General features: G+C 53.5%; 42 protein-coding genes. 6 read left to right on the top strand and 36 right to left on the bottom strand.

The genetic code is table 11. From position 1 onward, the window contains the following. Nucleotides 1–322: 322 nt before the first annotated feature. Nucleotides 323–877: a gamma carbonic anhydrase family protein gene (locus H7K56_RS18685; protein WP_150360726.1), complete on the top strand. Its 555-nt coding sequence runs from the start codon at nt 323–325 to the stop codon at nt 875–877. Here the strand turns inward: H7K56_RS18685 and H7K56_RS18680 are convergent. Genes H7K56_RS18680 through dprA form a run of 6 tightly spaced genes read right to left on the bottom strand, consistent with a single transcriptional unit; the run spans nt 853 to nt 4639 of the window. Further along, nucleotides 853–1101 (bottom strand): DUF1488 family protein, encoded by a 249-nt coding sequence (locus H7K56_RS18680; RefSeq protein ID WP_058759902.1) that lies wholly within the window; start codon nt 1099–1101, stop codon nt 853–855. The genes H7K56_RS18685 and H7K56_RS18680 overlap by 25 nt on opposite strands. After that, nucleotides 1098–1916, bottom strand: a complete 819-nt coding sequence (aroE, locus tag H7K56_RS18675; RefSeq protein WP_058759901.1) for a shikimate dehydrogenase — start codon at nt 1914–1916, stop codon at nt 1098–1100. The genes H7K56_RS18680 and aroE overlap by 4 nt, the downstream gene beginning before the upstream one ends. A gap of 2 nt (nt 1917–1918) precedes the next feature. Then, nucleotides 1919–2494 carry an L-threonylcarbamoyladenylate synthase type 1 TsaC gene (gene tsaC, locus H7K56_RS18670; protein WP_150360727.1) on the bottom strand — a complete coding sequence of 192 codons (576 nt, stop codon included), beginning with the start codon at nt 2492–2494 and terminating at the stop codon, nt 1919–1921. Nucleotides 2495–2496: 2 nt separating this feature from the next. Further along, complete coding sequence (locus H7K56_RS18665) at nt 2497–3045, bottom strand: DNA topoisomerase family protein (protein ID WP_150360728.1); 549 nt, start codon at nt 3043–3045, stop codon at nt 2497–2499. A gap of 24 nt (nt 3046–3069) precedes the next feature. Next, on the bottom strand, nt 3070–3543 hold the full coding sequence (gene smg / locus H7K56_RS18660) for a DUF494 family protein Smg (protein ID WP_031279836.1): 474 nt from the start codon (nt 3541–3543) through the stop codon (nt 3070–3072). Beyond that, nucleotides 3515–4639 (bottom strand): DNA-protecting protein DprA, encoded by a 1125-nt coding sequence (gene dprA / locus H7K56_RS18655; protein ID WP_150360729.1) that lies wholly within the window; start codon nt 4637–4639, stop codon nt 3515–3517. The genes smg and dprA overlap by 29 nt, the downstream gene beginning before the upstream one ends. 115 nt (nt 4640–4754) lie before the next feature. On the opposite strand from dprA, the gene def reads away from it, so the two are divergent. From def to mscL, 5 genes are all read left to right on the top strand, one after another. Beyond that, complete coding sequence (gene def / locus H7K56_RS18650; protein WP_021508231.1) at nt 4755–5267, top strand: peptide deformylase; 513 nt, start codon at nt 4755–4757, stop codon at nt 5265–5267. Nucleotides 5268–5288: 21 nt separating this feature from the next. Then, a complete protein-coding gene (gene fmt, locus H7K56_RS18645) occupies nt 5289–6233 on the top strand; it encodes a methionyl-tRNA formyltransferase (protein ID WP_058759898.1) in 945 nt (314 codons plus the stop codon). 45 nt (nt 6234–6278) lie between these two features. Further along, a complete protein-coding gene (gene rsmB / locus H7K56_RS18640; RefSeq protein ID WP_150360730.1) occupies nt 6279–7565 on the top strand; it encodes a 16S rRNA (cytosine(967)-C(5))-methyltransferase RsmB in 1287 nt (428 codons plus the stop codon). A 31-nt stretch (nt 7566–7596) separates the two neighbouring features. Further along, nucleotides 7597–8973 (top strand): Trk system potassium transporter TrkA, encoded by a 1377-nt coding sequence (trkA, locus tag H7K56_RS18635; protein ID WP_021508228.1) that lies wholly within the window; start codon nt 7597–7599, stop codon nt 8971–8973. Nucleotides 8974–9081: 108 nt separating this feature from the next. Continuing rightward, nucleotides 9082–9492: a large-conductance mechanosensitive channel protein MscL gene (mscL, locus tag H7K56_RS18630; RefSeq protein ID WP_021508227.1), complete on the top strand. Its 411-nt coding sequence runs from the start codon at nt 9082–9084 to the stop codon at nt 9490–9492. Between the two features lie 19 nt (nt 9493–9511). Here the strand turns inward: mscL and H7K56_RS18625 are convergent, their stop codons facing one another. The 30 genes from H7K56_RS18625 to rplC all read right to left on the bottom strand — a co-directional run bounded on the left by H7K56_RS18625 (nt 9512) and on the right by rplC (nt 24009). After that, nucleotides 9512–9730 carry an alternative ribosome-rescue factor A gene (locus H7K56_RS18625; protein ID WP_150360731.1) on the bottom strand — a complete coding sequence of 73 codons (219 nt, stop codon included), beginning with the start codon at nt 9728–9730 and terminating at the stop codon, nt 9512–9514. 50 nt (nt 9731–9780) lie between these two features. Next, nucleotides 9781–10218, bottom strand: coding sequence for a Zn(2+)-responsive transcriptional regulator (zntR, locus tag H7K56_RS18620; RefSeq protein ID WP_104189620.1), 438 nt, complete (start codon nt 10216–10218; stop codon nt 9781–9783). Between the two features lies 1 nt (nt 10219). Then, a complete protein-coding gene (locus H7K56_RS18615; protein ID WP_150360732.1) occupies nt 10220–10591 on the bottom strand; it encodes a DnaJ family domain-containing protein in 372 nt (123 codons plus the stop codon). Nucleotides 10592–10702: 111 nt separating this feature from the next. Continuing rightward, nucleotides 10703–11089: a 50S ribosomal protein L17 gene (gene rplQ / locus H7K56_RS18610; RefSeq protein WP_003850180.1), complete on the bottom strand. Its 387-nt coding sequence runs from the start codon at nt 11087–11089 to the stop codon at nt 10703–10705. A 40-nt stretch (nt 11090–11129) separates the two neighbouring features. After that, nucleotides 11130–12119 carry a DNA-directed RNA polymerase subunit alpha gene (locus tag H7K56_RS18605; RefSeq protein ID WP_007891688.1) on the bottom strand — a complete coding sequence of 330 codons (990 nt, stop codon included), beginning with the start codon at nt 12117–12119 and terminating at the stop codon, nt 11130–11132. A gap of 25 nt (nt 12120–12144) precedes the next feature. Further along, complete coding sequence (rpsD, locus tag H7K56_RS18600) at nt 12145–12765, bottom strand: 30S ribosomal protein S4 (RefSeq protein WP_010618555.1); 621 nt, start codon at nt 12763–12765, stop codon at nt 12145–12147. Nucleotides 12766–12798: 33 nt separating this feature from the next. Further along, entirely contained in the window at nt 12799–13188 is a 390-nt protein-coding gene (gene rpsK, locus H7K56_RS18595; protein ID WP_004160563.1) for a 30S ribosomal protein S11, read from the bottom strand. A 16-nt stretch (nt 13189–13204) separates the two neighbouring features. Continuing rightward, entirely contained in the window at nt 13205–13561 is a 357-nt protein-coding gene (gene rpsM / locus H7K56_RS18590; protein WP_021508223.1) for a 30S ribosomal protein S13, read from the bottom strand. 146 nt (nt 13562–13707) lie between these two features. After that, complete coding sequence (gene rpmJ / locus H7K56_RS18585) at nt 13708–13824, bottom strand: 50S ribosomal protein L36 (RefSeq protein WP_071813610.1); 117 nt, start codon at nt 13822–13824, stop codon at nt 13708–13710. A gap of 32 nt (nt 13825–13856) precedes the next feature. Next, nucleotides 13857–15188 carry a preprotein translocase subunit SecY gene (secY, locus tag H7K56_RS18580; protein WP_021508222.1) on the bottom strand — a complete coding sequence of 444 codons (1332 nt, stop codon included), beginning with the start codon at nt 15186–15188 and terminating at the stop codon, nt 13857–13859. Nucleotides 15189–15195: 7 nt separating this feature from the next. Further along, nucleotides 15196–15630, bottom strand: a complete 435-nt coding sequence (gene rplO, locus H7K56_RS18575) for a 50S ribosomal protein L15 (RefSeq protein WP_021508221.1) — start codon at nt 15628–15630, stop codon at nt 15196–15198. Nucleotides 15631–15633: 3 nt separating this feature from the next. After that, nucleotides 15634–15813, bottom strand: coding sequence for a 50S ribosomal protein L30 (gene rpmD, locus H7K56_RS18570; protein ID WP_013510758.1), 180 nt, complete (start codon nt 15811–15813; stop codon nt 15634–15636). Nucleotides 15814–15818: 5 nt separating this feature from the next. Next, nucleotides 15819–16319 (bottom strand): 30S ribosomal protein S5, encoded by a 501-nt coding sequence (gene rpsE, locus H7K56_RS18565; RefSeq protein ID WP_010618560.1) that lies wholly within the window; start codon nt 16317–16319, stop codon nt 15819–15821. A gap of 14 nt (nt 16320–16333) precedes the next feature. Next, on the bottom strand, nt 16334–16687 hold the full coding sequence (rplR, locus tag H7K56_RS18560; protein ID WP_013510760.1) for a 50S ribosomal protein L18: 354 nt from the start codon (nt 16685–16687) through the stop codon (nt 16334–16336). A gap of 9 nt (nt 16688–16696) precedes the next feature. After that, nucleotides 16697–17230 carry a 50S ribosomal protein L6 gene (rplF, locus tag H7K56_RS18555; protein WP_007891676.1) on the bottom strand — a complete coding sequence of 178 codons (534 nt, stop codon included), beginning with the start codon at nt 17228–17230 and terminating at the stop codon, nt 16697–16699. A gap of 12 nt (nt 17231–17242) precedes the next feature. After that, on the bottom strand, nt 17243–17635 hold the full coding sequence (gene rpsH, locus H7K56_RS18550) for a 30S ribosomal protein S8 (protein WP_021508220.1): 393 nt from the start codon (nt 17633–17635) through the stop codon (nt 17243–17245). A gap of 32 nt (nt 17636–17667) precedes the next feature. Continuing rightward, on the bottom strand, nt 17668–17973 hold the full coding sequence (gene rpsN / locus H7K56_RS18545; RefSeq protein WP_010618564.1) for a 30S ribosomal protein S14: 306 nt from the start codon (nt 17971–17973) through the stop codon (nt 17668–17670). Between the two features lie 14 nt (nt 17974–17987). Beyond that, complete coding sequence (rplE, locus tag H7K56_RS18540) at nt 17988–18527, bottom strand: 50S ribosomal protein L5 (RefSeq protein WP_013510763.1); 540 nt, start codon at nt 18525–18527, stop codon at nt 17988–17990. Between the two features lie 14 nt (nt 18528–18541). Continuing rightward, entirely contained in the window at nt 18542–18856 is a 315-nt protein-coding gene (rplX, locus tag H7K56_RS18535; protein ID WP_021508218.1) for a 50S ribosomal protein L24, read from the bottom strand. A gap of 10 nt (nt 18857–18866) precedes the next feature. Next, nucleotides 18867–19238, bottom strand: a complete 372-nt coding sequence (rplN, locus tag H7K56_RS18530) for a 50S ribosomal protein L14 (protein WP_006120590.1) — start codon at nt 19236–19238, stop codon at nt 18867–18869. Between the two features lie 168 nt (nt 19239–19406). Continuing rightward, nucleotides 19407–19661, bottom strand: a complete 255-nt coding sequence (rpsQ, locus tag H7K56_RS18525; protein ID WP_010618568.1) for a 30S ribosomal protein S17 — start codon at nt 19659–19661, stop codon at nt 19407–19409. Further along, a complete protein-coding gene (gene rpmC, locus H7K56_RS18520; RefSeq protein ID WP_021508217.1) occupies nt 19661–19849 on the bottom strand; it encodes a 50S ribosomal protein L29 in 189 nt (62 codons plus the stop codon). Before rpmC ends, rpsQ begins: the two co-directional genes overlap by 1 nt. After that, the gene (rplP, locus tag H7K56_RS18515; RefSeq protein WP_002438716.1) at nt 19849–20259 is read right to left on the bottom strand and encodes a 50S ribosomal protein L16; all 411 of its coding nucleotides are present in this window, start codon (nt 20257–20259) and stop codon (nt 19849–19851) included. Before rplP ends, rpmC begins: the two co-directional genes overlap by 1 nt. A 12-nt stretch (nt 20260–20271) precedes the next feature. Beyond that, on the bottom strand, nt 20272–20970 hold the full coding sequence (gene rpsC, locus H7K56_RS18510; RefSeq protein WP_021508216.1) for a 30S ribosomal protein S3: 699 nt from the start codon (nt 20968–20970) through the stop codon (nt 20272–20274). 17 nt (nt 20971–20987) lie between these two features. After that, the gene (gene rplV / locus H7K56_RS18505; RefSeq protein WP_007891659.1) at nt 20988–21320 is read right to left on the bottom strand and encodes a 50S ribosomal protein L22; all 333 of its coding nucleotides are present in this window, start codon (nt 21318–21320) and stop codon (nt 20988–20990) included. A gap of 13 nt (nt 21321–21333) precedes the next feature. Continuing rightward, nucleotides 21334–21612 carry a 30S ribosomal protein S19 gene (gene rpsS, locus H7K56_RS18500; RefSeq protein ID WP_001138115.1) on the bottom strand — a complete coding sequence of 93 codons (279 nt, stop codon included), beginning with the start codon at nt 21610–21612 and terminating at the stop codon, nt 21334–21336. A gap of 16 nt (nt 21613–21628) precedes the next feature. Continuing rightward, the gene (gene rplB, locus H7K56_RS18495; RefSeq protein ID WP_010618573.1) at nt 21629–22450 is read right to left on the bottom strand and encodes a 50S ribosomal protein L2; all 822 of its coding nucleotides are present in this window, start codon (nt 22448–22450) and stop codon (nt 21629–21631) included. Between the two features lie 17 nt (nt 22451–22467). Next, entirely contained in the window at nt 22468–22770 is a 303-nt protein-coding gene (gene rplW / locus H7K56_RS18490) for a 50S ribosomal protein L23 (protein WP_010618574.1), read from the bottom strand. Then, nucleotides 22767–23372 carry a 50S ribosomal protein L4 gene (gene rplD / locus H7K56_RS18485; RefSeq protein WP_021508215.1) on the bottom strand — a complete coding sequence of 202 codons (606 nt, stop codon included), beginning with the start codon at nt 23370–23372 and terminating at the stop codon, nt 22767–22769. The genes rplW and rplD overlap by 4 nt, the downstream gene beginning before the upstream one ends. A gap of 10 nt (nt 23373–23382) precedes the next feature. Further along, nucleotides 23383–24009, bottom strand: coding sequence for a 50S ribosomal protein L3 (gene rplC, locus H7K56_RS18480; protein ID WP_021508214.1), 627 nt, complete (start codon nt 24007–24009; stop codon nt 23383–23385). Nucleotides 24010–24034 lie beyond the last annotated feature (25 nt).

The raw sequence follows: 24034 nt of genomic DNA, 5'->3' as shown, positions 1-24034 counted from the left end.
GCGGCGCTCGGCCTGCTGTCGCGAGGTGGCGTATATTACGCTTTCCTCCTTCAGAGTCAAACATTTTTTTCAGCGTTTTTCTCCGGCGGGGTGAATCACTTCACGCCCTGCTGAGCCGTCTGCGTTGCCGCTTTGCCGTCTCAGTGGTGGCGCATTATAGGGATCCGGATTTTTTGCACAACCCCTTTTTTCGATCTTTTTTATCGACTGGCGAGTTTTCACTCTTTTCGCTGCGATCGCGAGCGATCCGCGCAAAAATCAGCTTGTTTACCCGCACCGGAAGCCGCAGGCTAGCGGGAAACATCAGAAAAGGAGAAATAGAATGTCTGTAGCCCTGCGCCCTTATAAGCAACATATTCCTCATACCGGCGAGCGCGTGATGGTGGATAGCAGCAGCGTGGTCGTTGGCGAAGTCGAGCTGGCTGATGATGTCAGCATCTGGCCACTGGTAGCAATCCGCGGTGACGTGAATAAAGTGGTGATTGGTAAACGCAGCAATATCCAGGATGGCAGCGTGCTGCACGTTACGCATAAATCCAGCAGTAACCCAGACGGCTTTCCATTGATCATCGGTGAAGACGTGACGGTGGGCCATAAAGCAATGCTGCACGGCTGCACCATTGGTAACCGCGTGCTGGTGGGTATGGGCTCTATCCTGCTGGATGGCGCGATCGTCGAAGATGAGGTGATGATTGGCGCCGGCAGCCTGGTGCCACCCGGTAAACGCCTGCAAAGCGGCTATCTCTATTTAGGCAGCCCGGTGAAGCAGATCCGGCCACTAACCGAAGCGGAAATAGCCGGACTGCTTTATTCGGCCAGTAATTATGTCGGCTGGAAAGATGAATATCTGGCTCAGGGCAGCCACAGCCAGCCCTGATCGTCGGCCTGCTCCGCCCGGAGCAGCTGCTCGGCCTCTTCCTCCAGATCCCAGCGATGCGCGCTAAACAGCGCCATCGCCTCTCCGGCACCAAAGCGCTGCTGCAGCGCCGGCAGCGATATTGCGCAGGTCAGTCCCATACCATTCACCAAGACCGGGAACAGCACCGCCTGCCGGACTGCGTCCCAGCTTTCCCGATCGGGAAACTGGATTGCCTGATTCATGCCTGCATCGCCTGTTTAAGTTGATCAATGACCGGCGCGATCTCCGGCATAACGCCATGCCACAGCTGAAACGCATGCGCCGCCTGACCCACCAGCATGCCGAGTCCATCCGCCAGCTGCTGTGTGCCGTGCTGCTGGCACCACGCCAGAAATGGCGTCAGCCCCTGCTGATAAAACATGTCGTAACAGCGCACCTGCGCATCAATCAGCGTAACCGGCAGCGGCGGCACGTCGCCCGCTACGCCGCTGGAGGTGGCATTGATGATCAGATCAAAACGTTCGCCGGCCAGTTGATCAAAACTCATCGCCTGGATCGCTCCACTGTGCTGGAAAAGCTCAGCCAGCTGTTGCGCGCGTTCTGCCGTGCGGTTAACCACCACCAGCGCGCAGCCCGTCGAGAGCAGCGGCAGGATCACCCCACGCGCCGCGCCGCCCGCACCCACCAGCAGAATGCGATCGCCCGGCCGGATCAGCTGCAGCCGTTGCAGATCGCTCAGCAGGCCGATGCCGTCCGTGTTATCACCCAGAATCGAACCATCGGCTCTCTTCTTTAAGGTATTTACCGCGCCGGATAATGCCGCGCGTTCGCTGAGCTCATCCGCGAATTCCCATGCCTGCTGTTTAAACGGCAGCGTAACATTGGCGCCTTTGCCACCAGCCGCAAAAAACGCCTCTATCGCCTGCGGGAACCCTTCCAGCGGTGCGCAGATGCGTCCGTAAGGATGTTCAATACCGGTCTGCTCAGCAAAAGCGGCGTGAATAAACGGAGATTTGCTGTGGGCGATGGGATGACCAAAAACGGCAAACTTTTCCATAATCAGCCCTGACGAATGAGTTCACCGCTAATAGCATCGCGGATTTCAGAAGGATTCAGGCGACCGCCGGTGGCCGCCTGCAACACCGGGAACTGCGAGCCAAACTGCTCTGCCACTTCGGCGGCGCTGCGGCACGGCGGCTGACCGGTTAAATTCGCGCTGGTTGAGACCAGCGGCTTGCCCAATCCGCGGCACAGCGCCTGAACCTGCGGATGATCGCTGACGCGAATCGCCAGCGAATCAAAGCGGCCGGTTAACCAGCGCGGCGTATGCGGCGAAGCAGGCACCACATAGGTGACCGGACCCGGCCAGCTGGCAAACATACGTTCGCGCTGCAGCACGGTGAGTTCGCTATCGGCAATATAAGGCTCGAGCTGCGCATAATCAGCGGCGATCAGGATCAGCCCCTTTTCTACCGGGCGCTGTTTCAGCTCCAGCAGGGCCATCACCGCGCTTTCGCTGTCCGGATCGCAGCCAAGGCCGAATACGGCTTCGGTAGGGTAAGCAATCACTTGCTGTTGCTGAAGTTGTTCGATGCAGAAGTCGAGGCTTCCGGGTGCATGCTGGCTCTGGTTCATGATCACTCTTCATCCTGGGCGATGGGCTTGCCGCAGCGTTTGCTGGCGCAGAAGCGCTTCATGCCCTGTGCGGTTTTCTTTTCTATTAATAACGGGAACTGGCAATGGGGGCAGACACCTTCCAGCGGCGTGGCGTTGATCGCCAACTGGCAGTCGGGATATCGATCGCAGGCATGGAAGGTTTTGCCATAGCGTGAACGGCGCTGCACCAGCTTGCCGCTGGCGCACTGCGGGCAGGCAATTGCGGTTTCGTCCGGCTTATCGATGGTTTCCGTGTAATCACACTCCGGATAGTGGCTACAGCCGACAAACATGCCGAATCGCCCCTGGCGCAGCACTTTGTCCGCACCACACTGCGGGCAGGCATGGCCTTCCAGCACTTTGACAATATGGCCATCACCCTGGCTTTTCAGCGGGCGGATATAGTCGCAGGTTGGATAATTCACACAGCCGAGAAAAGGCCCGTGTTTGCCGGCACGTATCACTAATTCTGCCCCGCAGGCGGGGCAGGGATCGTGTTTACGCACGGTAAATAGTGCTGGTTTACTCATATTACCGAATGCATTAATCGCAAATTAATGCAGCATACCTTCATTGACGTCGAATAACAGTTCTTCCATCTGCTGATAGGCATTTTCACACCCGGGGATGTTAAACAGCACCATCAGCACCACCCATTTGAGATCTTCCAGATCGAATTCCAGCGTATCAAGCGCCATAACCCGTTCGATGACCATTTCGCGCGTTTCCATATTCAGCACCTGGATTTGCTCCAGGAACAGAATAAAACCACGACACTCGGCATCTAAACGCTGGCTCTCTTCTTCCGTGTAGATTCGCATGGAGAGCGGATCGTTAGCCAGCAACACTGGCGCGACCAGGCCATCCTGATAATCCGCTAACCGCTCAAGCCAATTCAACGCATTGTAGATATCTTCGCGATGAAAACCGGCATCGGTTAAGTCATCGGTCAATTTATCCTGGTCAACGCGCATTTCAGCCTCGTTGTGGATATACGTCTCAAACAAGTACATAAGTACGTCGAACATGGCATGCCCTCCTCAATCGGACATAGCCGCCGGGTACAGCTGCGATCCATCCTGCTAACTCCAGCTCCAGCAATTGCGCTGCGATAACTGGCACAGGTTGGCCGGCACGTTCAGCGACGACGTCAACAGGTGTAACCTCATCACCTACGTTAGCCAACACGCTGGGAAATGGCAATGGCACATCATCACTGAGTTGTGAATATATTGTTTCTGAGATGCTGGCCGGCAACCATTGCAGGGCAGAATGCAAATCCTCAAGGATATTGTTGGGATGCGCCACCAGCAGCGCCCCCTGCTGAATCAGCCAGTGCGTGCCTTCACAGCCAGGGTTACCCAGTGCGCCAGGCAGCGCATACACGTTACGGTTTTGTTCCAGCGCATAGCGCGCCGTTACCAGCGAGCCACTCTTCAGCGACGCTTCAACCACCAGCACGCCATGACTCAGGCCGCTGATAATACGATTACGCCGCGGGAAATTTACCGCATGGGGCGCCATCGACAGCGGCAGTTCTGAAACCAGCGCGCCGCCGCTGGCGATGATCTCCTGTGCCAGCGGCTGATGGCTTTTCGGATAGAGATGATTCAGCCCGCTGCCCAGCACGGCCAGAGTTTTGCCCTGCACTTCCAGCGCGGCACGATGCGCCACGCCATCAATACCGCGCGCCAGCCCGCTGGTGATGGTCAAACCGCTTAGCGCCAGCTGCTGGGTAAACCAGCTGCCCCATTCTCTGCCATACGGCGAACAGTGACGACTGCCGACCACCGCCAGTTGCGGTGTCGCGAGTGCAGAGAGGTCACCCGCTATATAAAGGGCAGCCGGATAGCGGCTGATTTCCCGCAAACGGGCGGGATAATGTGCATCGGTGCAGGCAATCAGATGATGTTGCGCCTGTTGCAGCCAGCGCTGCGTTTTTTCCAGCTGGCGTGGACAGAGGGCGAGAAACTGCTGCCGCTGCGTGTCGTCCAGCCCGTGCTGCTGCAGCCACGCGTCGTCAATGTGGCTGGCGGCCAGAAGCGCCATGATGAACTGACGGGCGCGCTCACCGCTTAAACCCCAGACGTAAGTCAGCCTGATAATCCTTTCACTGCGTTCCATGCTGCGCTCCCTGTCAGCCGTGCTCTGATGCGGCACAATGCTGTCAATCAGGCCCCAAAAAGTCTACAATATGAGGCAGTAATCTTTTCTTTAACGCATACAGATCTGGATATTTATGTCAGTTTTGCAGGTATTACATTTCCCTGACGATCGCCTTCGCAAAATTGCTGCACCCGTTGCGGCTGTGAATGCTGACGTTCAGCGTATTGTCGACGATATGTTTGAGACCATGTACGCCGAAGAAGGCATTGGTCTGGCGGCGACGCAGGTGGATATTCACCAGCGCATCATCGTGATTGATGTTTCTGAAAGCCGCGAAGAGCGCCTGGTGCTGATTAACCCGGAGCTGCTGGAAAAAAGCGGCGAAACCGGTATCGAAGAGGGTTGCCTGTCGATCCCGGAACAGCGGGCGTTTGTGCCGCGTGCCGAGCGGGTCAAAGTGCGCGCGCTGGATCGCGACGGTAACAGCTTCGAGCTGGAAACCGACGGTCTGCTGGCGATCTGCATCCAGCATGAGATCGACCATCTCGACGGTAAACTGTTTATTGATTATCTGTCGCCGCTGAAGCGTCAGCGTATTAAACAGAAACTGGAAAAACTGGCCCGCCAGAATGCGCGCGCATCCTGAGAGCGAACAGAAGGTTGAACTGTGTCTGCACCGTTAAAAATCATCTTTGCCGGTACTCCTGACTTCGCAGCGCGTCATCTCGACGCGCTGCTTGCTTCTGAGCATCAGGTGGTTGGCGTCTTTACTCAGCCCGACCGCCCTGCCGGACGTGGCAACAAACTCACGCCGGGCCCGGTAAAAGTGCTGGCTCAGGCGCATGATATCCCTGTGTTTCAGCCAAAGTCCCTGAAGCCGGAAGAGAATCAGCAGCTGGTTGCCGGGCTACAGGCCGATGTGATGGTGGTCGTCGCTTATGGTCTGATCCTGCCTCAGGCGGTGCTGACGATGCCGCGCCTTGGCTGCATCAACGTACACGGCTCGCTGCTGCCGCGCTGGCGCGGTGCGGCGCCGATCCAGCGCTCACTGTGGGCCGGCGATAACGAAACCGGTGTGACCATCATGCAGATGGACGTGGGTCTGGATACCGGCGATATGCTGCACAAAATAACCTGCCCGATTAATGCCGACGATACCAGCGCATCGCTGTACGACAAGCTGGCGCAGCTGGGCCCGCAGGGGATGCTGACCACGCTCAGTCTGCTGGCCGCCGGCAGCGCGCAGCCCGAAGTGCAGGATGAGACTCTGGTAACTTACGCGGAAAAGCTCAGCAAAGAAGAGGCACGTCTTGACTGGTCGCTCTCTGCTGTTCAGCTGGAACGGTGCATTCGCGCCTTCAATCCGTGGCCGGTGAGTTATTTCCTCATCGACGATCAGCCGGTCAAAGTCTGGCAGGCCAGCGTATTACCGCACCGCAGCGCCCAGCCGGGAGAAATTCTGCAGGCTGACAAACACGGCATCCAGATCGCGACCGCTGACGGCGTGCTGAATCTGCTCTCACTGCAGCCTGCCGGCAAAAAAGCCATGGCGGCGCAGGATCTGCTCAATTCGCGTCGTGAATGGTTTACCCCCGGCACCGTTCTGGCCTGATTCTTCAGCCCGGTCTCCGCCGGGCTTTTTGTTTGATGAATGAATATGAAAAAAGCGACCAACCTGCGCAGCCTTGCCGCGCAACTGATTGAACGCGTGGTGGATAAAGGGGAATCGCTGAGCGCGATTCTGCCCGCTGCGCAAAAAACGCTGGCAAACAACGATGGCGCGCTGCTGCAGGAGTTGTGTTTTGGCGTGACGCGCACGCTGCCGCAGCTGGAAGCGTTGATTAATAAGCTGATGGCGCGGCCGTTAACCGGCAAACAGCGCGTGCTGCACTATCTGATCATGGTGGGCCTGTATCAGCTGCTGTATACCCGCGTTCCGCCGCACGCCGCGCTGGCCGAAACCGTGGCCGGGGCTGAAGCACTGAAGCGGGCAAATCTGAAAGGCTTACTTAACGGCGTGCTGCGTCAGTTCCAGCGTCAGCAAGACACACTGCTGGCAGAGGTCAATCAGGGCCCGCAGCGCTACTGGCATCCGGGCTGGCTACTGAAACGGTTGCAGACCGCGTGGCCGGAGCAGTGGCAGCAGATTGTGGAAGCAAACAATCAGCGACCGCCAATGTGGCTGCGCGTGAATCGTCAGCATCACAGCCGTGACGCCTGGCTGGCGTTATTAACCCAGCAGAATCAAAATGCGTTTAGTGCTGACGCGCCGGATGCGCTGCGTCTTGAAGCACCGGCTCCGGTCAGTCAGCTGCCAGGCTTTGAGCAGGGCTGGGTGACGGTGCAGGATCTCTCTGCTCAGCGTTGCGCCCTGCTGCTGGCGCCGGAAAACGGCGAAACCATTCTCGACCTGTGCGCTGCGCCCGGCGGCAAAACCACCCATATTCTCGAAATTGCGCCGCAGGCCCGCGTGATGGCGGTGGATATCGATGCGCAGCGCCTGTCGCGCGTGACGGAAAACCTGCAGCGTCTGGGGATGCAGGCTGACGTGCGTCAGGGCGATGGCCGCACGCCAGCGGCCTGGTGCGACGAGCAGCAATTCGACCGCATCTTGCTGGATGCGCCCTGCTCGGCCACCGGCGTTATTCGACGCCATCCGGATATCAAATGGCTACGCCGCGATCGCGATATCGACGAACTCGCCGCGCTACAGCGTGAGATTCTGGCGGCCATCTGGCCTCGCCTGAAATCGGGCGGTACGCTGCTTTATGCCACCTGCTCAGTGCTGCCGCAGGAGAACCAGCAGCAGATCGATGCTTTCCTCGCGACGCATGACGATGCGGTGCCGCAGGCACTGCCACATGGGCAACTTAACGGCTGGCAGGTTTTCCCTGCCATCAATGGCGGCGACGGTTTCTTCTACGCTAAGCTGATGAAAAAATAGTGCAGCGCACAGTGACAAGAGCAACGTATCCATGAAAATTATTATCCTCGGCGCCGGCCAGGTGGGGGGCACGCTCGCCGAAAACCTGGTGGGCGAAAACAATGACATCACCGTGGTTGATAGCGATCCCTCACGCTTACGCGTGCTGCAGGATAAGTTTGACCTGCGCGTGGTGCAGGGCCATGGTTCGCATCCGCGCGTGTTGCGTGAAGCCGGCGCCGAAGATGCGGATATGCTGGTGGCGGTCACCAGTTCTGACGAAACCAACATGATTGCCTGTCAGATTGCTTACTCGCTGTTTAACACGCCAAACCGCATTGCCCGTATCCGCGCCGCCGATTATCTGCGCGATGCGGAAAAGCTGTTTGTGCCGGAAGCGGTACCCATCGACCATTTGATCTCGCCTGAACAGCTGGTGATCGACAATATCTATCGGCTGATTCAGTACCCTGGCGCGTTGCAGGTGGTGAATTTTGCCGAGGGCAAAGTCAGTCTGGCAGTGGTCAAAGCCTATTACGGCGGACCGCTGGTGGGCAATCCGCTGTCGATCCTGCGTGAACATATGCCGCATATCGATACCCGCGTGGCCGCCATTTTCCGTCAGGATCGCCCGATCCGCCCGCAGGGATCGACGATCGTCGAAGCTGGCGATGAAGTGTTTTTTATTGCCGCCAGTCAGCATATCCGTGCGGTGATGAGCGAGATGCAGCGGCTCGAAAAGCCCTATAAACGCATTATGCTGGTCGGCGGCGGTAATATCGGCTTTGGCCTGGCGCAACGGCTGGAGAAGCAGTACAGCGTTAAGCTGATTGAACGTAATCAGCAGCGCGCAGCTGAACTGGCTGAACATCTGCAGGATACCATCGTGTTCTATGGCGATGCCTCGGATCAGGAACTGCTGGCAGAAGAACATGTCGATCAGGTCGATCTGTTTATCGCCGTCACTAACGACGATGAAGCCAATATCATGTCAGCGATGCTGGCAAAAAAGATGGGCGCGAAAAAAGTGATGGTGCTGATCCAGCGTCGCGCCTATGTCGATCTGGTGCAGGGCAGCGTGATCGACATTGCGATCTCACCGCAGCAGGCCACGATTTCTGCGCTGCTTGGCCACGTGCGCAAAGCCGATATTGTCGGCGTCTCTTCACTGCGCCGCGGTATTGCGGAAGCCATCGAGGCCATTGCCCACGGTGATGAAACCACTTCGCGCGTGGTCGGCCGCCTGATTGAAGATATTAAGCTGCCGCCGGGTACAATTATCGGCGCGGTGGTGCGTGGTGATGATGTGATCATCGCCAATGATAATGTGCGTATTGAGCAAGGCGACCACGTGATCATGTTCCTCACCGACAAAAAGTTTGTGCCGGACGTGGAGCGTCTGTTCCAGCCGAGCCCGTTCTTCCTGTAACGCGTTGTGATTGGGCTGCAGTGAGAGTGGTGTTTAATCCATTGTTATAATGGCAATTACACGAAGGTTTGTTAGACTTTAGCCATTGGCCAAGGCAAGGAGATAACAATGAGTTTATTCAAAGAGTTTCGTGATTTTGCGATGCGTGGCAACGTGGTGGACCTGGCGGTCGGTGTGATCATCGGTGCTGCGTTCGGTAAGATCGTATCGTCACTGGTTGCGAACATCATTATGCCACCGCTCGGTTTACTGATTGGCGGCGTCGACTTTAAGCAGTTTAAATGGGTACTCAAGCCAGCAGAAGGCGATATCCCAGCGGTGGTGATGGAGTACGGTAACTTTATTCAGACGGTATTTGACTTCATCATCGTAGCGTTTGCTATCTTCATTGCCATCAAAGTAATGAATAAACTGTATAAAAAGAAAGAAGTGGAAAAACCAGCGCCGAAACCGACCAATGAAGAAGTGCTGCTGACCGAGATTCGCGACCTGCTTAAGCAACAAAATAATAAAGTGTGATGAATAAAAGCCGCCAGTTTCAGGCGGCTTTTTTGTCACTAAAGCAGAAGGCCAGAGGTAAACACTGTTGCTTACCGCTGGCCTCCTGATTCGCTCCCTTCGCGTATTTATCTTTACGCCGGTAGCTGCCTTTCCCCTTCTGATTGCGCTCAACACGCTGGCGATACAGCGGATCGTGTAACAGGGCTTCCAGGGCGTTATCGTTAATTTTGCCTTTTCGATGCTGATAGTGACTCATATCGTCCTCCGGTTAGTGATGGCGCAACTATAGTCCCTGCGCGCCAGAATTCAATCTTTGCTACAACAAATTTCAGGATGCGGATCTTCGCCGGTTTCCAGTGCCTCGAGGATCGAACAGCAGGCGCTACTGTGGCGGTCACCACAGCAGGTTTCCGCCAGCCGTTGCAGTGAGCGCTGCATGGTTTGCAGTTCGCCAATCATACTGTTCACCTCATTCAGCCGTTTCGCCACGATCGCTTTTGACTCTTCACAGGTGTGATGCTCTGGATCGATGCGGATCGACAGCAGGTCGCGGATCGATTCCAGGCTGAAACCAAGCTGCCGGCCGTAACGGATAAAACGCAGGCGCTGCAGATCGTTATCGCTGTACAGGCGGAAGCCGCCCTCGGTGCGTACCTCATGATCCATCATCTGCTGCTTTTCATAAAAGCGAATGGTATCCGGCGTCACGTCCGCCAGTTTTGCCAGCTGGCCAATGCGATACATACTATTTCTCCTGCTGTAGCCGCTGACCGATCGCCGGGCGGTATTCGCCACGCAGAAAATCGGTGCTCATGCCGGCCTGCTGCAGTTTCATTTCCAGCAATGTCAGGCGCTTGGCCAGTTCGCGCGCCTCGTTGTCATCAGGATCGAGTTCGCGAAGCAAATCGCTCAGTGCCAGCGCGTCGCGGCGCATCTCCAGTTCCGGTGGGAGATAGCCGGCGTTTTTCAGCAGTCGCCAGGCACTGCGCAATTCCGCCGGCACACCACAGTCATCGTCCAGCGTGAGCGGCGCACCCTCACCAGGCAGATTGCTCAGCTCACCCTTTTCCTGCGCGGCGCGGATGTGTTGCTCAGCCAGCTGATCGATAAGCCACATAGAAACCTCCTGCAGGCATGTCTGCCAACAGCATAGCGAATGGAGGGGAAATGGGAAGAAATGACAGGCAATAAAAAACCCGCCGAAGCGGGTTTTTTACGTTACTGCAAATTACTCTGCAGCAGCTTCTGCTTGAGCTTCTGGACGATCAACCAGCTCGATGTAAGCCATCGGAGCGTTGTCACCAGCACGGAAGCCACACTTCAGAATGCGAGTGTAACCACCGGCACGGCTCGCGAAACGCGGGCCCAGCTCGTTAAACAGTTTTGCCACGATCTCGTTATCACGAGTACGGGCGAATGCCAGACGACGATTAGCTACGCTGTCGGTCTTGGCAAGAGTAATCAGCGGCTCAACTACGCGACGCAGCTCTTTGGCTTTCGGCAGAGTCGTCTTAATGATCTCATGACGAACCAGAGAACCAGCCATGTTGCGGAACATAGCCTGACGATGGCTGCTGTTGCGGTTCAGTTGACGACCACTCTTACGATGGCGCATGACCTTATCCTTCTCAGTGAAACCTTAACCTGCGATCCGGTTATTCATCAGCAATGCTTGCCGGTGGCCAGTTTTCCAGGCGCATGCCCAGAGACAGACCACGTGATGCGAGCACGTCTTTAATCTCGGTAAGAGATTTTTTACCCAGGTTAGGCGTTTTAAGCAGCTCAACCTCGGTACGCTGTACCAGATCACCGATGTAGTGGATAGCTTCTGCCTTGAGGCAGTTAGCAGAGCGGACAGTCAATTCCAGATCGTCAACAGGGCGCAGCAGGATCGGATCGAATTCTGGTTTCTCTTCTTTGACTTCCGGCTGACGTACATCACGTAAGTCAACGAAAGCTTCCAGTTGTTCTGCCAGGATGGTTGCCGCACGACGAATCGCCTCTTCAGGATCGATTGTGCCGTTGGTTTCCATTTCGATGACCAGCTTGTCCAGGTCGGTGCGCTGTTCTACACGCGCTGCTTCAACATTGTAGGCGATACGGTCTACAGGGCTGTAGCAAGCGTCAACCAACAGACGGCCGATTGGGCGCTCATCTTCTTCCGAATGAATTCGGGCAGAAGCCGGCACATAACCACGACCACGCTGAACTTTGATACGCATGCTAATAGACGCGTTTTCATCGGTCAGATGGCAGATCACATGCTGCGGCTTGACGATTTCGACATCACCGTCGTGGGTAATGTCGGCTGCAGTCACAGGGCCAATGCCAGATTTATTCAGAGTGAGGATGACTTCATCTTTACCCTGAACTCTTACCGCCAGCCCTTTCAGATTGAGCAGGATTTCCAGGATATCTTCCTGTACGCCCTCTTTGGTGGAGTACTCGTGCAGCACGCCATCAATCTCAACCTCGGTCACCGCGCAACCCGGCATGGAAGAAAGCAGAATACGGCGCAGTGCGTTACCAAGAGTATGGCCAAAGCCACGCTCTAACGGCTCAAGGGTCACCTTGGCGTGCGTCGAACTCACTTGCTCGATATCTACCAGGCGCGGTTTTAGAAACTCTGTCACAGAACCCTGCATTGTGTCCTCTCTTTGGTACTAAGCTTTACTTAGAGTAAAGCTCGACGATCAGGTGTTCGTTAATGTCCGCAGACAGATCGGTACGCTCAGGAATACGCTTGAACACACCTTCCATCTTAGTCGCATCAACTTCCAGCCAGGTTGGCTTTTCACGCTGCTCAGCCAGCTCCAGAGCGGCCTTCACGCGAGATTGCTTTTTGGCTTTCTCACGGATGCTTACGACATCATTCGGAGATACCTGATAAGAAGCGATGTTAACAACGCGACCGTTTACCATTACAGATTTGTGGCTAACCAGCTGACGTGCTTCTGCACGAGTGGCACCAAAACCCATACGGTAAACTACGTTATCCAGACGACCTTCCAGCAGAGCTAACAGGTTTTCACCGGTGTTGCCTTTCAGACGCGCTGCTTCTTTATAGTAGTTACGGAACTGACGCTCCAGCACGCCGTAGATACGACGAACTTTTTGCTTTTCACGTAACTGGCCGCCGTAATCAGACAGACGCGGTTTACGCGCACCATGCTGACCAGGGGCTTGTTCAATTTTGCACTTGGAATCAATCGCGCGAACGCCAGACTTAAGGAATAAGTCGGTGCCCTCACGACGGCTCAGCTTGAGCTTAGGACCCAAATATCTTGCCATTTTCTTTCTCCAACTAACCTAAAAAACGGAACGTTAAACGCGACGTTTTTTCGGCGGACGACAACCGTTGTGAGGGATCGGAGTCACATCAGTAATATTAGTGATGCGGAAACCAGCGGCGTTCAGAGCACGAATAGTAGATTCGCGGCCTGGACCCGGCCCCTTAACCATAACTTCCAGGTTCTTAATACCGTAATCTTTCACGGCTTCTGCACAGCGCTCTGCAGCGACCTGAGCAGCAAACGGAGTAGATTTACGTGAACCGCGGAAACCGGAACCACCGGCGGTTGCCCAACCCAGTGCGTTACCCTGACGATCAGTAATAGTAACGATGGTGTTGTTAAAAGACGCATGGACATGAGCCACGCCATCTGAGACTTGTTTTCTTACACGCTTACGTGCACGAACTGGTGCCTTTGCCATTATTTACTCACCCCGATTATTTCTTGATCGGTTTACGCGGACCCTTACGGGTACGTGCGTTGGTCTTAGTACGCTGACCGCGCACCGGCAGACCACGACGATGGCGTAAACCACGGTAGCAACCAAGGTCCATCAGACGCTTGATGCTCAGGGTGATTTCACGGCGCAGATCACCTTCAACAACGAATTTACCAACTGCTTCACGCAGCTGATCAATTTGTTCTTCAGACAGCTCACTGATCTTAACATTTTCAGCGATGCCCGTTTCAGCACAGATGGCTTTAGAACGGGTTTTGCCGATACCGAAGATCGAAGTTAATGCGATAACGGTATGTTTTTGATCAGGAATGTTAATGCCTGCTATACGGGCCACTATGCACTCCTATAATTAAATAAATGCGTACCATGCTGAAAAGCCCGTTTTCAGGATACTCAAATGGAAACGCATCGACATACAAAAGATTGGCTGGCTAATCTAGCCAGCTCAACCCGACTTTGCAAGAAAAATATGTGACTTAATCAGCCCTGGCGCTGTTTATGCTTAGGCTCGGAGCTGCAGATCACACGTACGACACCGTCGCGACGAATGATTTTGCAGTTACGACATAATTTCTTGACGGAAGCACGAACTTTCATTTTTACTCTCCGTAACTTCTCAAGCTACTGAATTAACGGCCATAGCCTTTCAGGTTAGCTTTCTTCAATGCAGACTCGTACTGACTGGACATCATCAGAGTTTGCACTTGAGCCATAAAGTCCATGATGACAACCACTACAATCAGCAGCGAGGTGCCGCCAAAGTAGAAGGGAACCTTCATGGCATCACGCATGAACTCCGGGATCAGGCAGATAAAAGTAATATACAGTGCGCCGATTAAGGTCAGACGTGTCATTACTTTATCGATGTACTTCGCCGTTTGCTCTCCCGGACGAATTCCCGGTACGAATGCACCAGACTTCTTCAGGTTATCTGCTGTTTCACGCGGGTTGAAAACCAACGCCGTGTAGAAGAAACAGAAGAAGATGATTGCAGTCGCATAGAGTAGCACATAAAGCGGCTGTCCTGGCTGCAAATACAGCGAAATTGTTGTCAGCCAGTTCCAACCGGTACCGCCCCCGAACCAGGATGCTATCGTCGCCGGGAACAGGATAATGCTGGAAGCAAAGATAGCTGGGATTACGCCCGCCATGTTCACTTTCAACGGTAAATGTGTGCTCTGTGCAGCATATACACGACGACCTTGCTGACGTTTAGCGTAGTTAACCACAATGCGGCGCTGGCCACGCTCAACGAAAATAACAAAGAACGTCACTGCAAATACAAGAACTGCAACCAACAGCAACAGAAGGAAGTGCAGGTCGCCTTGCCGCGCTTGCTCGATGGTATGGCCAATGGCCGGCGGTAAACCCGCAACAATACCCGCGAAGATAATGATCGAAATACCGTTACCGATACCTCGTTCAGTAATCTGTTCGCCCAGCCACATCAGGAACATGGTTCCGGTAACCAGACTTACAACAGCGGTAAAGTAGAAAGCAAAGCCTGGATTTAATACCAGGCCCTGCATTCCAGGCATATTCGGCAGACCGGTAGCAATACCGATCGACTGGAATATAGCCAGAACCAGTGTGCCGTAGCGAGTGTACTGGCTGATCTTACGACGACCAGCTTCACCCTCTTTCTTAATCTCGGCCAACGCGGGATGAACCACCGTCAGCAGCTGGATAATAATAGAGGCCGAAATATACGGCATAATACCCAGCGCGAAGATTGAGGCACGACTGAGAGCACCACCAGAGAACATGTTAAACATTTCAATGATGGTGCCACGCTGTTGCTCAAGCAGTTTGGCAAGTACAGTGGCATCGATACCGGGGATTGGAATAAAAGAGCCAATACGGAAGACAATCAGTGCACCGATTACAAACAACAGTCTGCGCTTCAGTTCACCAAAGCCACCTTTGGCACTTTGAAAATCTAATCCCGGTTGCTTTGCCATCTGCTACTTATTCCTCGATTTTACCGCCAGCAGCTTCGATTGCAGCACGAGCACCTTTGGTGACACGCAGACCACGAATCGTAACAGGTGCAGATACTTCACCAGACAGGATCACTTTCGCGAACTCAATCTGTACACCGATGATGTTAGCTGCTTTCAGCGTGTTCAGGTCGACGATACCGCCTTCCACTTTCGCCAGATCAGAAAGACGCACTTCTGCAGTCACGAATGATTTGCGCGAGGTGAAGCCGAACTTCGGCAGACGACGGTACAGAGGCATCTGACCACCCTCGAAACCACGACGTACGCCACCGCCAGAACGAGACTTCTGACCTTTGTGACCACGACCGCCGGTTTTACCGAGGCCAGAACCGATACCACGGCCCAGACGCTTGGAAGCGTGTTTAGACCCTTCGGCCGGAGACAGAGTGTTTAAACGCATCTCTTACTCCTCCACTTTCAGCATGTAAGAAATCGCGTTGATCATACCGCGTACAGCTGGCGTGTCTTCACGCTCAACGGTGTGACCAATACGACGCAGACCCAGACCAACCAGAGTGGCTTTGTGCTTAGGCAGGCGGCCGATTGAGCTACGGGTTTGTGTAATTTTGATTGTCTTAGCCATCGTGATTACCCCAGAATTTCTTCAACGGATTTACCACGCTTGGCAGCAACCATATCCGGAGACTTCATATTGCCCAGGCCGTCGATAGTTGCACGAACCACGTTGATCGGGTTAGTGGAACCATAGGCTTTAGCCAGAACGTTATGAACTCCAGCGACTTCCAGAACGGCGCGCATTGCACCGCCGGCGATGATACCGGTACCTTCAGAAGCCGGCTGCATGAACACACGAGAACCCGTGTGCGCACCTTTAACCGGGTGCTGCAGGGTGCCGTGAGTCAGCGCGACATTAACCATATTGCGACGAGCTTTTTCCATCGCTTTCTGGATCGCTGCTGGAACTTCACGCGCTTTACCGTAACCAAAACCAACGCGGCCGTTACCATCACCCACTACAGTCAGAGCGGTGAAGGAGAAAATACGACCACCTTTCACAGTTTTAGAGACACGGTTTACCGCGATCAGTTTTTCCTGCAGGTCGCCAGCTTGTTTCTCGATGTGTGCCATCTTAGACCTCTACCTTAGAACTGAAGGCCAGCTTCACGAGCAGCATCTGCAAGTGCCTGGACGCGACCATGATATTGGAAACCGGAACGGTCGAAAGAAACATCTTTGATGCCTTTTTCGATAGCGCGCTCAGCCAGAGCTTTACCTACAGCTGCAGCGGCGTCTTTGTTACCGGTATACTTCAGTTGTTCAGCGATAGCTTTTTCTACAGTAGAAGCAGCAACCAGAACTTCGGAACCGTTCGGGGCGATTACCTGTGCGTAAATGTGACGCGGGGTACGATGTACCACCAGGCGAGTAGCACCCAGCTCTTTGAGCTTGCGACGTGCACGGGTCGCACGACGGATACGAGCAGATTTCTTATCCATAGTGTTACCTTACTTCTTCTTAGCCTCTTTGGTACGCACGACTTCGTCGGCGTAACGAACACCCTTGCCTTTGTAAGGCTCAGGACGACGGTAGGCGCGCAGATCAGCTGCAACCTGACCAATCAGCTGTTTATCAGCGCCTTTCAGCACGATCTCAGTCTGAGTTGGACATTCAGCAGTGATGCCGGCCGGCAGTGCATGGTCAACCGGGTGAGAGAAGCCCAGGGCCAGACTCACAGAGTTGCCTTTAACAGCTGCACGATAACCAACACCAACCAGTTGCAGCTTCTTGGTGAAGCCTTCGGTAACACCGATAACCATGCCGTTCAGCAGCGCACGGGCAGTACCTGCCTGTGCCCAACCATCCGCATAACCTTCGCGCGGAGCGAAAGTCAGGGCGTTGTCTGCATGCTTAACTTCTACAGCACTGTTGATAGTACGAGTCAGCTCGCCGTTTTTGCCTTTGATCGAAACTTCCTGACCGTTGAGTTTTACCTCTACGCCGGCAGGAACAACGACAGGTGCTTTTGCAACACGAGACATTTTATCCTCCGATTACGCTACGTAGCAGATAATTTCGCCACCAAGACCAGCCTGGCGCGCTGCACGATCAGTCATGACACCTTTAGAGGTAGAAATTACAGCAATGCCCAGACCGGCCATAACTTTTGGCAGCTCATCTTTTTTCTTATAGATGCGCAGACCTGGACGGCTAACACGCTGAATGCTTTCTACAACAGCTTTACCCTGGAAGTACTTAAGAGTCAGTTCCAGTTCCGGCTTGATGTCGCCTTCGATTTTAAAATCTTGAATATAGCCTTCTTCCTTCAGCACGTTGGCAATTGCCACTTTCAGCTTGGAGGAAGGCATAGAGACCGCAACTTTGTTCGCGGCCTGACCGTTACGGATACGGGTCAGCATATCCGCGATCGGATCTTGCATGCTCATCTGTGTTACTCCCGTGATTCAAATGGTGACAATTACCAGCTAGCCTTTTTCAGACCCGGGATTTCACCGCGCATTGCGGCTTCACGGACCTTGATACGGCTCAACCCAAACTTCCGCAGGAAACCGTGCGGACGACCTGTCTGACGGCAGCGGTTACGCTGACGTGAAGGGCTGGAATCACGCGGCAGACTCTGCAGCTTGAGAACGGCGTTCCAACGGTCTTCGTCGGATGCGTTCACATCAGAAATGATCGCTTTCAGTTCAGCGCGTTTTGCGAAGAACTTGTCTGCTAATTTCACACGCTTAACTTCGCGTGCTTTCATAGATTGCTTAGCCATTAAGTAACCCTACCTTACTTGCGGAACGGGAAGTCAAAGGCAGCCAGCAGAGCACGGCCTTCATCATCAGATTTCGCAGTAGTGGTAATGGTGATATCCAAACCACGAACGCGATCGACTTTGTCGTAGTCGATTTCTGGGAAGATGATCTGCTCACGAACGCCCATGCTGTAGTTACCACGACCGTCGAAAGACTTCGCGGACAGACCACGGAAGTCACGGATACGCGGTACAGCAATAGTGATCAGACGCTCAAAGAACTCCCACATGCGCTCGCCACGCAGAGTTACTTTACAGCCGATCGGATAGCCCTGACGGATTTTGAAGCCTGCAACTGATTTGCGTGCTTTGGTGATCAGCGGTTTTTGACCGGAGATTGCTGCCAGGTCAGCTGCTGCGTTATCCAGCAGTTTCTTGTCAGCGATCGCTTCACCAACACCCATGTTCAGGGTGATCTTCTCGACCCGAGGGACTTGCATGACAGAATTGTAGCCAAACTCTGTCATGAGTTTCTGGACTACTTCGTCTTTGTAGTAATCATGCAGTTTCGCCATCGTACTACTCCAAATTACTTGATAGTTTCGCTGTTAGACTTGAAGAAACGGACTTTTTTACCGTCTTCGAATCTAAAGCCTACACGGTCAGCCTTGCCGGTTGCCGCATTGAAGATTGCAACGTTAGAAACCTGAATAGCAGCTTCTTTTTCAACGATGCCGCCTGGTTGGTTCAGAGCCGGAACCGGCTTCTGGTGTTTCTTAACCAGGTTGATACCTTCAACGATGACCTTACCAGAAGTCAGGACATTCTTTACTTTACCGCGTTTACCTTTGTCTTTACCGGTAAGCACGATAACTTCGTCGTTACGACGGATTTTCGCTGCCATTGTTCGCTCCTTAGAGTACTTCTGGTGCCAGAGAGATAATTTTCATGAACTTTTCAGTACGAAGTTCACGAGTTACCGGCCCAAAAATACGCGTTCCGATAGGCTGCTCGCTGTTATTGTTCAGAATAACGCATGCATTACCATCGAAGCGAATGACAGAACCGTCCGGGCGACGAACACCCTTCCTGGTGCGCACCACTACCGCTTTCAGGACATCACCTTTTTTCACCTTGCCACGCGGAATTGCTTCCTTGATGGTCACTTTGATGATATCGCCGACGCCTGCGTAGCGACGGTGCGAGCCACCCAGAACCTTGATACACATTACGCGACGTGCACCGGAGTTGTCGGCGACGTTCAGCATAGTCTGTTCTTGGATCATTTTAGTGCTCCGCTAATGTCAACTACTACTTCGGGACCCAAACCTCAGGTCGTTAAAAAGCCCCATAATTGAGGGCGCGGCATTATAACACCGGTTCTCGCAGATGGGTAGAAAAAATGAACGGCTCCATAGAGCCGTTCATTTTGTTTTTAGAGGAAGCGGATTCTATTACAGAATCGCTTTCTCTACAACGCGAACCAGAGTCCAGGACTTAGTCTTGGACAGTGGACGGGTTTCGCGGATTTCAACCACGTCACCAATACCACACTCGTTGTTCTCGTCATGGATGTGCAGCTTAGTCGTACGCTTAATGAATTTACCGTAGATCGGGTGCTTCACGAAACGCTCGATAGCAACAACAGCAGATTTCTGCATTTTGTCACTAACAACACGACCCTGCAGAGTACGGATTTTATCGGTCATTACGCCGCCTTCTCAGTCAGTAAAGTCTTAACGCGTGCAACATCACGGCGAACTTGCTTCAGCAGATGGGTCTGCTGCAGCTGGCCAGATGCTGCCTGCATGCGCAGGTTAAACTGCTCGCGCAGGAGGTTAAGCAGCTCAGTGTTCAGCTCTTCAACGCTTTTTTCACGCAGCTCAGTTGCTTTCATTACATCACCGTCTTAGTTACAAAGGTGGTTTTGATAGGCAGTTTTGCTGCTGCCAGCTTGAATGCTTCACGGGCCAGCTCTTCCGGTACACCGTCCATTTCATACAGGACTTTACCAGGCTGGATCAGGGCAACCCAATACTCCACGTTACCCTTACCTTTACCCATACGCACTTCCAGCGGCTTCTCGGTGATTGGTTTGTCCGGGAATACACGGATCCAAATCTTACCTTGACGCTTAACTGCACGGGTCATAGCACGACGTGCTGCTTCGATCTGACGAGCAGTCAGACGACCACGGCCAACAGCTTTCAGACCGAAAGTACCGAAGCTAACATCCGTACCCTGCGCCAGACCGCGGTTACGGCCTTTGTGCACTTTACGGAATTTCGTACGCTTTGGTTGTAACATCAGCGACTCTCCTTACTTACGGCCTTTACGCTGCTGCTTTTTAGGTTGAGCAGCCGGTTCCGGTTGTTCAACAGCAGCCATACCACCCAGGATCTCACCTTTGAAGATCCATACCTTAACGCCGATTACACCATAAGTGGTGTGCGCTTCAGAGGTGTTGTAGTCAATGTCAGCACGCAGAGTGTGCAGCGGTACACGACCTTCACGGTACCATTCGGTACGTGCGATCTCAGCACCGCCCAGACGGCCGCTAACTTCAACTTTGATACCTTTAGCGCCCAGACGCATTGCGTTCTGTACAGCACGCTTCATCGCACGACGGAACATCACACGACGCTCCAGCTGTGAAGTGATGCTGTCAGCAACCAGTTTTGCGTCCAGTTCCGGTTTACGGACTTCGGCGATATTGATCTGTGCAGGAACGCCAGCGATGTTCGCTACGACCGTGCGCAGTTTTTCAACGTCTTCACCTTTTTTACCGATAACGATACCCGGGCGAGCGGTGTGAATGGTCACACGGATGCTCTTAGCCGGACGCTCGATAACGATGCGAGATACAGACGCTTTTGCCAGTTCTTTGTTCAGGAACTGACGTACTTTAAAGTCGCTGTCCAGGTTGTCAGCGAATTCTTTGGTGTTCGCAAACCAGGTAGAGTTCCATGGTTTTACAATACCCAGGCGAATACCATTAGGATGTACTTTCTGACCCATTGCTAGTCTCCAGAGTCTCAGCGATCGGACACAACCACAGTAATGTGGCTGGTGCGCTTCAGGATGCGATCTGCACGACCTTTAGCACGCGGCATAATGCGCTTCATGCTAGGGCCTTCATCTACGAAAATTTTCGCAACTTTCAGATCGTCGATATCAGCGCCATCGTTGTGTTCGGCGTTAGCAATGGCAGATTCCAGGACTTTCTTAACCAGTACAGCCGCTTTCTTGTTGGTGTAAGTCAGAATATCCAGAGCCTGCGACACTTTCTTACCGCGAATCAGGTCAGCAACAAGGCGAACCTTCTGAGCAGAAGAACGAGCATGGCGATGTTGAGCAATAGTTTCCATCTCTTCCTCCTACTTATTTCTTCTTGGCTTTCTTATCAGCAGCGTGGCCGCGATAAGTACGTGTCGGTGCAAATTCACCCAGCTTGTGGCCGACCATTTCGTCGGAAACAAAGACAGGAACGTGCTGACGACCATTATGGACAGCGATGGTCAAACCGATCATGTTAGGGAAGATCGTTGAACGACGGGACCAAGTGCGCAGGGGCTTCTTGTCACCGCTTTCCACCGCTTTCTCTACCTTCTTCAGCAAGTGCAGGTCAATAAAAGGACCTTTCTTGAGAGAACGTGGCATGGCTTATCCTCTAAAATTATTTGCTACGGCGACGTACGATAAATTTATCAGTACGCTTGTTGCTACGGGTCTTCTTACCTTTGGTCTGAACGCCCCACGGAGTTACCGGGTGCTTACCAAAGTTACGACCTTCACCACCACCGTGCGGGTGATCGACTGGGTTCATCGCAGTACCGCGAACGGTAGGACGAACACCACGCCAACGGGTTGCACCGGCTTTACCCAGAACGCGCAGCATGTGCTCAGCGTTACCGACTTCGCCCAGGGTTGCGCGGCAGTCAGCTTCGACTTTACGCATTTCGCCTGAACGCAGACGCAGGGTAACGTAGGAACCTTCACGCGCAACGATCTGCACGTAAGCACCAGCAGAACGGGCAATCTGACCGCCTTTACCTGGTTTCATTTCTACGTTATGCACGGTTGAACCAACCGGGATGTTACGCATCGGCAGGGTGTTACCTGCTTTGATCGCAGCATCAACGCCAGACTGAATCTGGTCGCCAGCTTTCAGGCCTTTAGGGGCCAGGATGTAACGGCGCTCGCCATCTTTGTACAGAACCAGTGCGATGTTCGCAGAACGGTTCGGATCGTACTCAAGACGCTCAACAACTGCCGGGATACCATCTTTGTTGCGTTTGAAGTCAACAATACGGTAAGCCTGCTTGTGACCACCACCGATATGACGGGTAGTGATACGACCATTGTTGTTACGACCACCGGATTTGCTGTTTTTTTCAACCAGCGCGGCAAAAGGCTTGCCTTTGTGCAGCTCAGGGTTCACCACTTTAACAACGTGACGACGACCCGGAGATGTCGGTTTACATTTAACAACTGCCATTGTCTTTCTCCTCCGACTTACTCAGCGCCGCCGACGAAGTCCAGGTTCTGGCCTTCTTTCAGGGTGACGTAAGCTTTTTTCCAGTCGCTACGACGACCGATACGCTGTCCGTGACGCTTAACTTTACCCTTAACAACCAGGGTGTTTACGTCTTTCACTTCTACTTCGAACAGTTTCTCAACAGCAGCAACGATCTCTGCTTTGGTCGCGTCTTTGGCAACTTTGAGAACGATGGTATTGGTTTTTTCCATCGCGGTTGATGCTTTTTCAGATACGTGCGGCGCGCGCAGTACTTTCAGCAGACGTTCTTCACGGATCATGCCAGCATCTCCTCAACTTGCTTAACTGCTTCTGCAGTCATAACGACTTTGTCGAAGGCGATCAGGCTAACTGGGTCGATACCCGCTGCATCACGCACGTCAACCTTGTACAGGTTACGCGCAGCCAGGAACAGATTCTCATCCAGTTCACCGGTGATGATCAGCACGTCTTCCAGCGCCATGTCTTTCAGTTTCTGTACCAGCAGCTTAGTTTTAGGCGCTTCAACAGAGAACGACTCGACAACGATCAGACGGTCCTGACGTACCAGCTCGGACAGGATGCTTTTCAGCGCGCCGCGGTACATCTTTTTGTTAACTTTTTGACTGTGGTCCTGTGGACGCGCAGCGAAGGTCACGCCACCTGAACGCCAGATCGGGCTCTTGATAGAACCTGAACGCGCACGGCCGGTGCCTTTCTGACGCCATGGCTTTTTGCCTGAACCAGTTACTTCAGCACGAGTTTTCTGCGCGCGAGTACCCTGACGAGCACCTGCAGCGTAAGCAACAACAACCTGGTGAACCAGCGCTTCGTTGAAATCACGACCGAAGGTAGTTTCGGAAACAGTCAGCGCGCTCTGCGCGTCTTTCAGTACTAATTCCATTGCTATCCCCTTACGCCTTCACAGCTGGTTTAACAATCAGGTCGCTGCCGGTTGCACCCGGGACAGCACCTTTGACCAGCAGCAGGTTGCGCTCAGCGTCAACACGTACTACTTCCAGGCTCTGAACGGTTACGCGCTCATTACCCAGCTGACCAGCCATTTTCTTGCCTTTGAACACTTTGCCCGGAGTCTGGTTCTGACCGATAGAACCCGGAACGCGGTGAGACAAGGAGTTACCGTGCGTAGCGTCCTGGGTACGGAAGTTCCAGCGCTTAACGGTACCTGCGAAACCTTTACCTTTAGAGGTACCGGTAACGTCTACTTTTTTAACGTCAGCGAAAATTTCAACACTGATGCTCTGGCCAACAGAGTATTCTTCACCTTCGGTGCGGAATTCCCACAGACCACGGCCAGCTTCAACGCCAGCTTTAGCAAAATGACCTGCTTCCGGCTTACCAACACGGTTTGCTTTTTTTGCACCGGTGGTAACCTGGATCGCCTGGTAACCATCGTTTTCCAGACCTTTGACCTGGGTAACGCGGTTTGCTTCAACTTCGATTACGGTTACTGGGATTGAAACGCCTTCTTCAGTGAAGATGCGCGTCATGCCCACTTTTTTACCGACTAAACCAATCATTGTATCAACCTCTCAATCGCTCGAT

Source organism: Pantoea dispersa, assembly GCF_014155765.1.
Classification (GTDB): Bacteria; Pseudomonadota; Gammaproteobacteria; order Enterobacterales; family Enterobacteriaceae; genus Pantoea; species Pantoea dispersa.
Note: the sequence above shows the minus strand (reverse complement) of the source record. Positions and strands in the feature narration are given on the sequence as shown.

Bases quoted from the DNA above. Each gene is read 5' to 3' on its own strand.
- rpsE (WP_010618560.1), bottom strand. From the start codon at position 16,319: ATGGCACACATCGAGAAACAAGCTGGCGACCTGCAGGAAAAACTGATC.
- rpmC (WP_021508217.1), bottom strand. From the start codon at position 19,849: ATGAAAGCAACTGAGCTGCGTGAAAAAAGCGTTGAAGAGCTGAACACT.
- dprA (WP_150360729.1), bottom strand. From the start codon at position 4,639: ATGGAACGCAGTGAAAGGATTATCAGGCTGACTTACGTCTGGGGTTTA.
- rplP (WP_002438716.1), bottom strand. From the start codon at position 20,259: ATGTTACAACCAAAGCGTACGAAATTCCGTAAAGTGCACAAAGGCCGT.
- rplX (WP_021508218.1), bottom strand. From the start codon at position 18,856: ATGGCAGCGAAAATCCGTCGTAACGACGAAGTTATCGTGCTTACCGGT.
- rpsQ (WP_010618568.1), bottom strand. From the start codon at position 19,661: ATGACCGATAAAATCCGTACTCTGCAGGGTCGTGTTGTTAGTGACAAA.
- rpmJ (WP_071813610.1), bottom strand. From the start codon at position 13,824: ATGAAAGTTCGTGCTTCCGTCAAGAAATTATGTCGTAACTGCAAAATC.
- secY (WP_021508222.1), bottom strand. From the start codon at position 15,188: ATGGCAAAGCAACCGGGATTAGATTTTCAAAGTGCCAAAGGTGGCTTT.
- rplC (WP_021508214.1), bottom strand. From the start codon at position 24,009: ATGATTGGTTTAGTCGGTAAAAAAGTGGGCATGACGCGCATCTTCACT.
- rpmD (WP_013510758.1), bottom strand. From the start codon at position 15,813: ATGGCTAAGACAATCAAAATTACACAAACCCGTAGCTCAATCGGCCGC.
- aroE (WP_058759901.1), bottom strand. From the start codon at position 1,916: ATGGAAAAGTTTGCCGTTTTTGGTCATCCCATCGCCCACAGCAAATCT.
- rplE (WP_013510763.1), bottom strand. From the start codon at position 18,527: ATGGCGAAACTGCATGATTACTACAAAGACGAAGTAGTCCAGAAACTC.
- H7K56_RS18625 (WP_150360731.1), bottom strand. From the start codon at position 9,730: ATGAGTCACTATCAGCATCGAAAAGGCAAAATTAACGATAACGCCCTG.
- H7K56_RS18605 (WP_007891688.1), bottom strand. From the start codon at position 12,119: ATGCAGGGTTCTGTGACAGAGTTTCTAAAACCGCGCCTGGTAGATATC.
- rpsC (WP_021508216.1), bottom strand. From the start codon at position 20,970: ATGGGTCAGAAAGTACATCCTAATGGTATTCGCCTGGGTATTGTAAAA.
- def (WP_021508231.1), top strand. From the start codon at position 4,755: ATGTCAGTTTTGCAGGTATTACATTTCCCTGACGATCGCCTTCGCAAA.
- rpsH (WP_021508220.1), bottom strand. From the start codon at position 17,635: ATGAGCATGCAAGATCCGATCGCGGATATGCTGACCCGTATCCGTAAC.
- smg (WP_031279836.1), bottom strand. From the start codon at position 3,543: ATGTTCGACGTACTTATGTACTTGTTTGAGACGTATATCCACAACGAG.
- rplD (WP_021508215.1), bottom strand. From the start codon at position 23,372: ATGGAATTAGTACTGAAAGACGCGCAGAGCGCGCTGACTGTTTCCGAA.
- H7K56_RS18685 (WP_150360726.1), top strand. From the start codon at position 323: ATGTCTGTAGCCCTGCGCCCTTATAAGCAACATATTCCTCATACCGGC.
- H7K56_RS18665 (WP_150360728.1), bottom strand. From the start codon at position 3,045: ATGAGTAAACCAGCACTATTTACCGTGCGTAAACACGATCCCTGCCCC.
- rplR (WP_013510760.1), bottom strand. From the start codon at position 16,687: ATGGATAAGAAATCTGCTCGTATCCGTCGTGCGACCCGTGCACGTCGC.
- zntR (WP_104189620.1), bottom strand. From the start codon at position 10,218: ATGTATCGCATTGGCCAGCTGGCAAAACTGGCGGACGTGACGCCGGAT.
- mscL (WP_021508227.1), top strand. From the start codon at position 9,082: ATGAGTTTATTCAAAGAGTTTCGTGATTTTGCGATGCGTGGCAACGTG.
- rpsN (WP_010618564.1), bottom strand. From the start codon at position 17,973: ATGGCTAAGCAATCTATGAAAGCACGCGAAGTTAAGCGTGTGAAATTA.
- tsaC (WP_150360727.1), bottom strand. From the start codon at position 2,494: ATGAACCAGAGCCAGCATGCACCCGGAAGCCTCGACTTCTGCATCGAA.
- rpsK (WP_004160563.1), bottom strand. From the start codon at position 13,188: ATGGCAAAGGCACCAGTTCGTGCACGTAAGCGTGTAAGAAAACAAGTC.
- H7K56_RS18680 (WP_058759902.1), bottom strand. From the start codon at position 1,101: ATGAATCAGGCAATCCAGTTTCCCGATCGGGAAAGCTGGGACGCAGTC.
- rplW (WP_010618574.1), bottom strand. From the start codon at position 22,770: ATGATCCGTGAAGAACGTCTGCTGAAAGTACTGCGCGCGCCGCACGTA.
- trkA (WP_021508228.1), top strand. From the start codon at position 7,597: ATGAAAATTATTATCCTCGGCGCCGGCCAGGTGGGGGGCACGCTCGCC.
- H7K56_RS18615 (WP_150360732.1), bottom strand. From the start codon at position 10,591: ATGTGGCTTATCGATCAGCTGGCTGAGCAACACATCCGCGCCGCGCAG.
- rplO (WP_021508221.1), bottom strand. From the start codon at position 15,630: ATGCGTTTAAACACTCTGTCTCCGGCCGAAGGGTCTAAACACGCTTCC.
- rpsS (WP_001138115.1), bottom strand. From the start codon at position 21,612: ATGCCACGTTCTCTCAAGAAAGGTCCTTTTATTGACCTGCACTTGCTG.
- rpsD (WP_010618555.1), bottom strand. From the start codon at position 12,765: ATGGCAAGATATTTGGGTCCTAAGCTCAAGCTGAGCCGTCGTGAGGGC.
- rplF (WP_007891676.1), bottom strand. From the start codon at position 17,230: ATGTCTCGTGTTGCAAAAGCACCTGTCGTTGTTCCTGCCGGCGTAGAG.
- rplV (WP_007891659.1), bottom strand. From the start codon at position 21,320: ATGGAAACTATTGCTCAACATCGCCATGCTCGTTCTTCTGCTCAGAAG.
- rplN (WP_006120590.1), bottom strand. From the start codon at position 19,238: ATGATCCAAGAACAGACTATGCTGAACGTCGCCGACAACTCCGGTGCA.
- rsmB (WP_150360730.1), top strand. From the start codon at position 6,279: ATGAAAAAAGCGACCAACCTGCGCAGCCTTGCCGCGCAACTGATTGAA.
- rplQ (WP_003850180.1), bottom strand. From the start codon at position 11,089: ATGCGCCATCGTAAGAGTGGTCGTCAACTGAACCGCAACAGCAGCCAT.
- rplB (WP_010618573.1), bottom strand. From the start codon at position 22,450: ATGGCAGTTGTTAAATGTAAACCGACATCTCCGGGTCGTCGTCACGTT.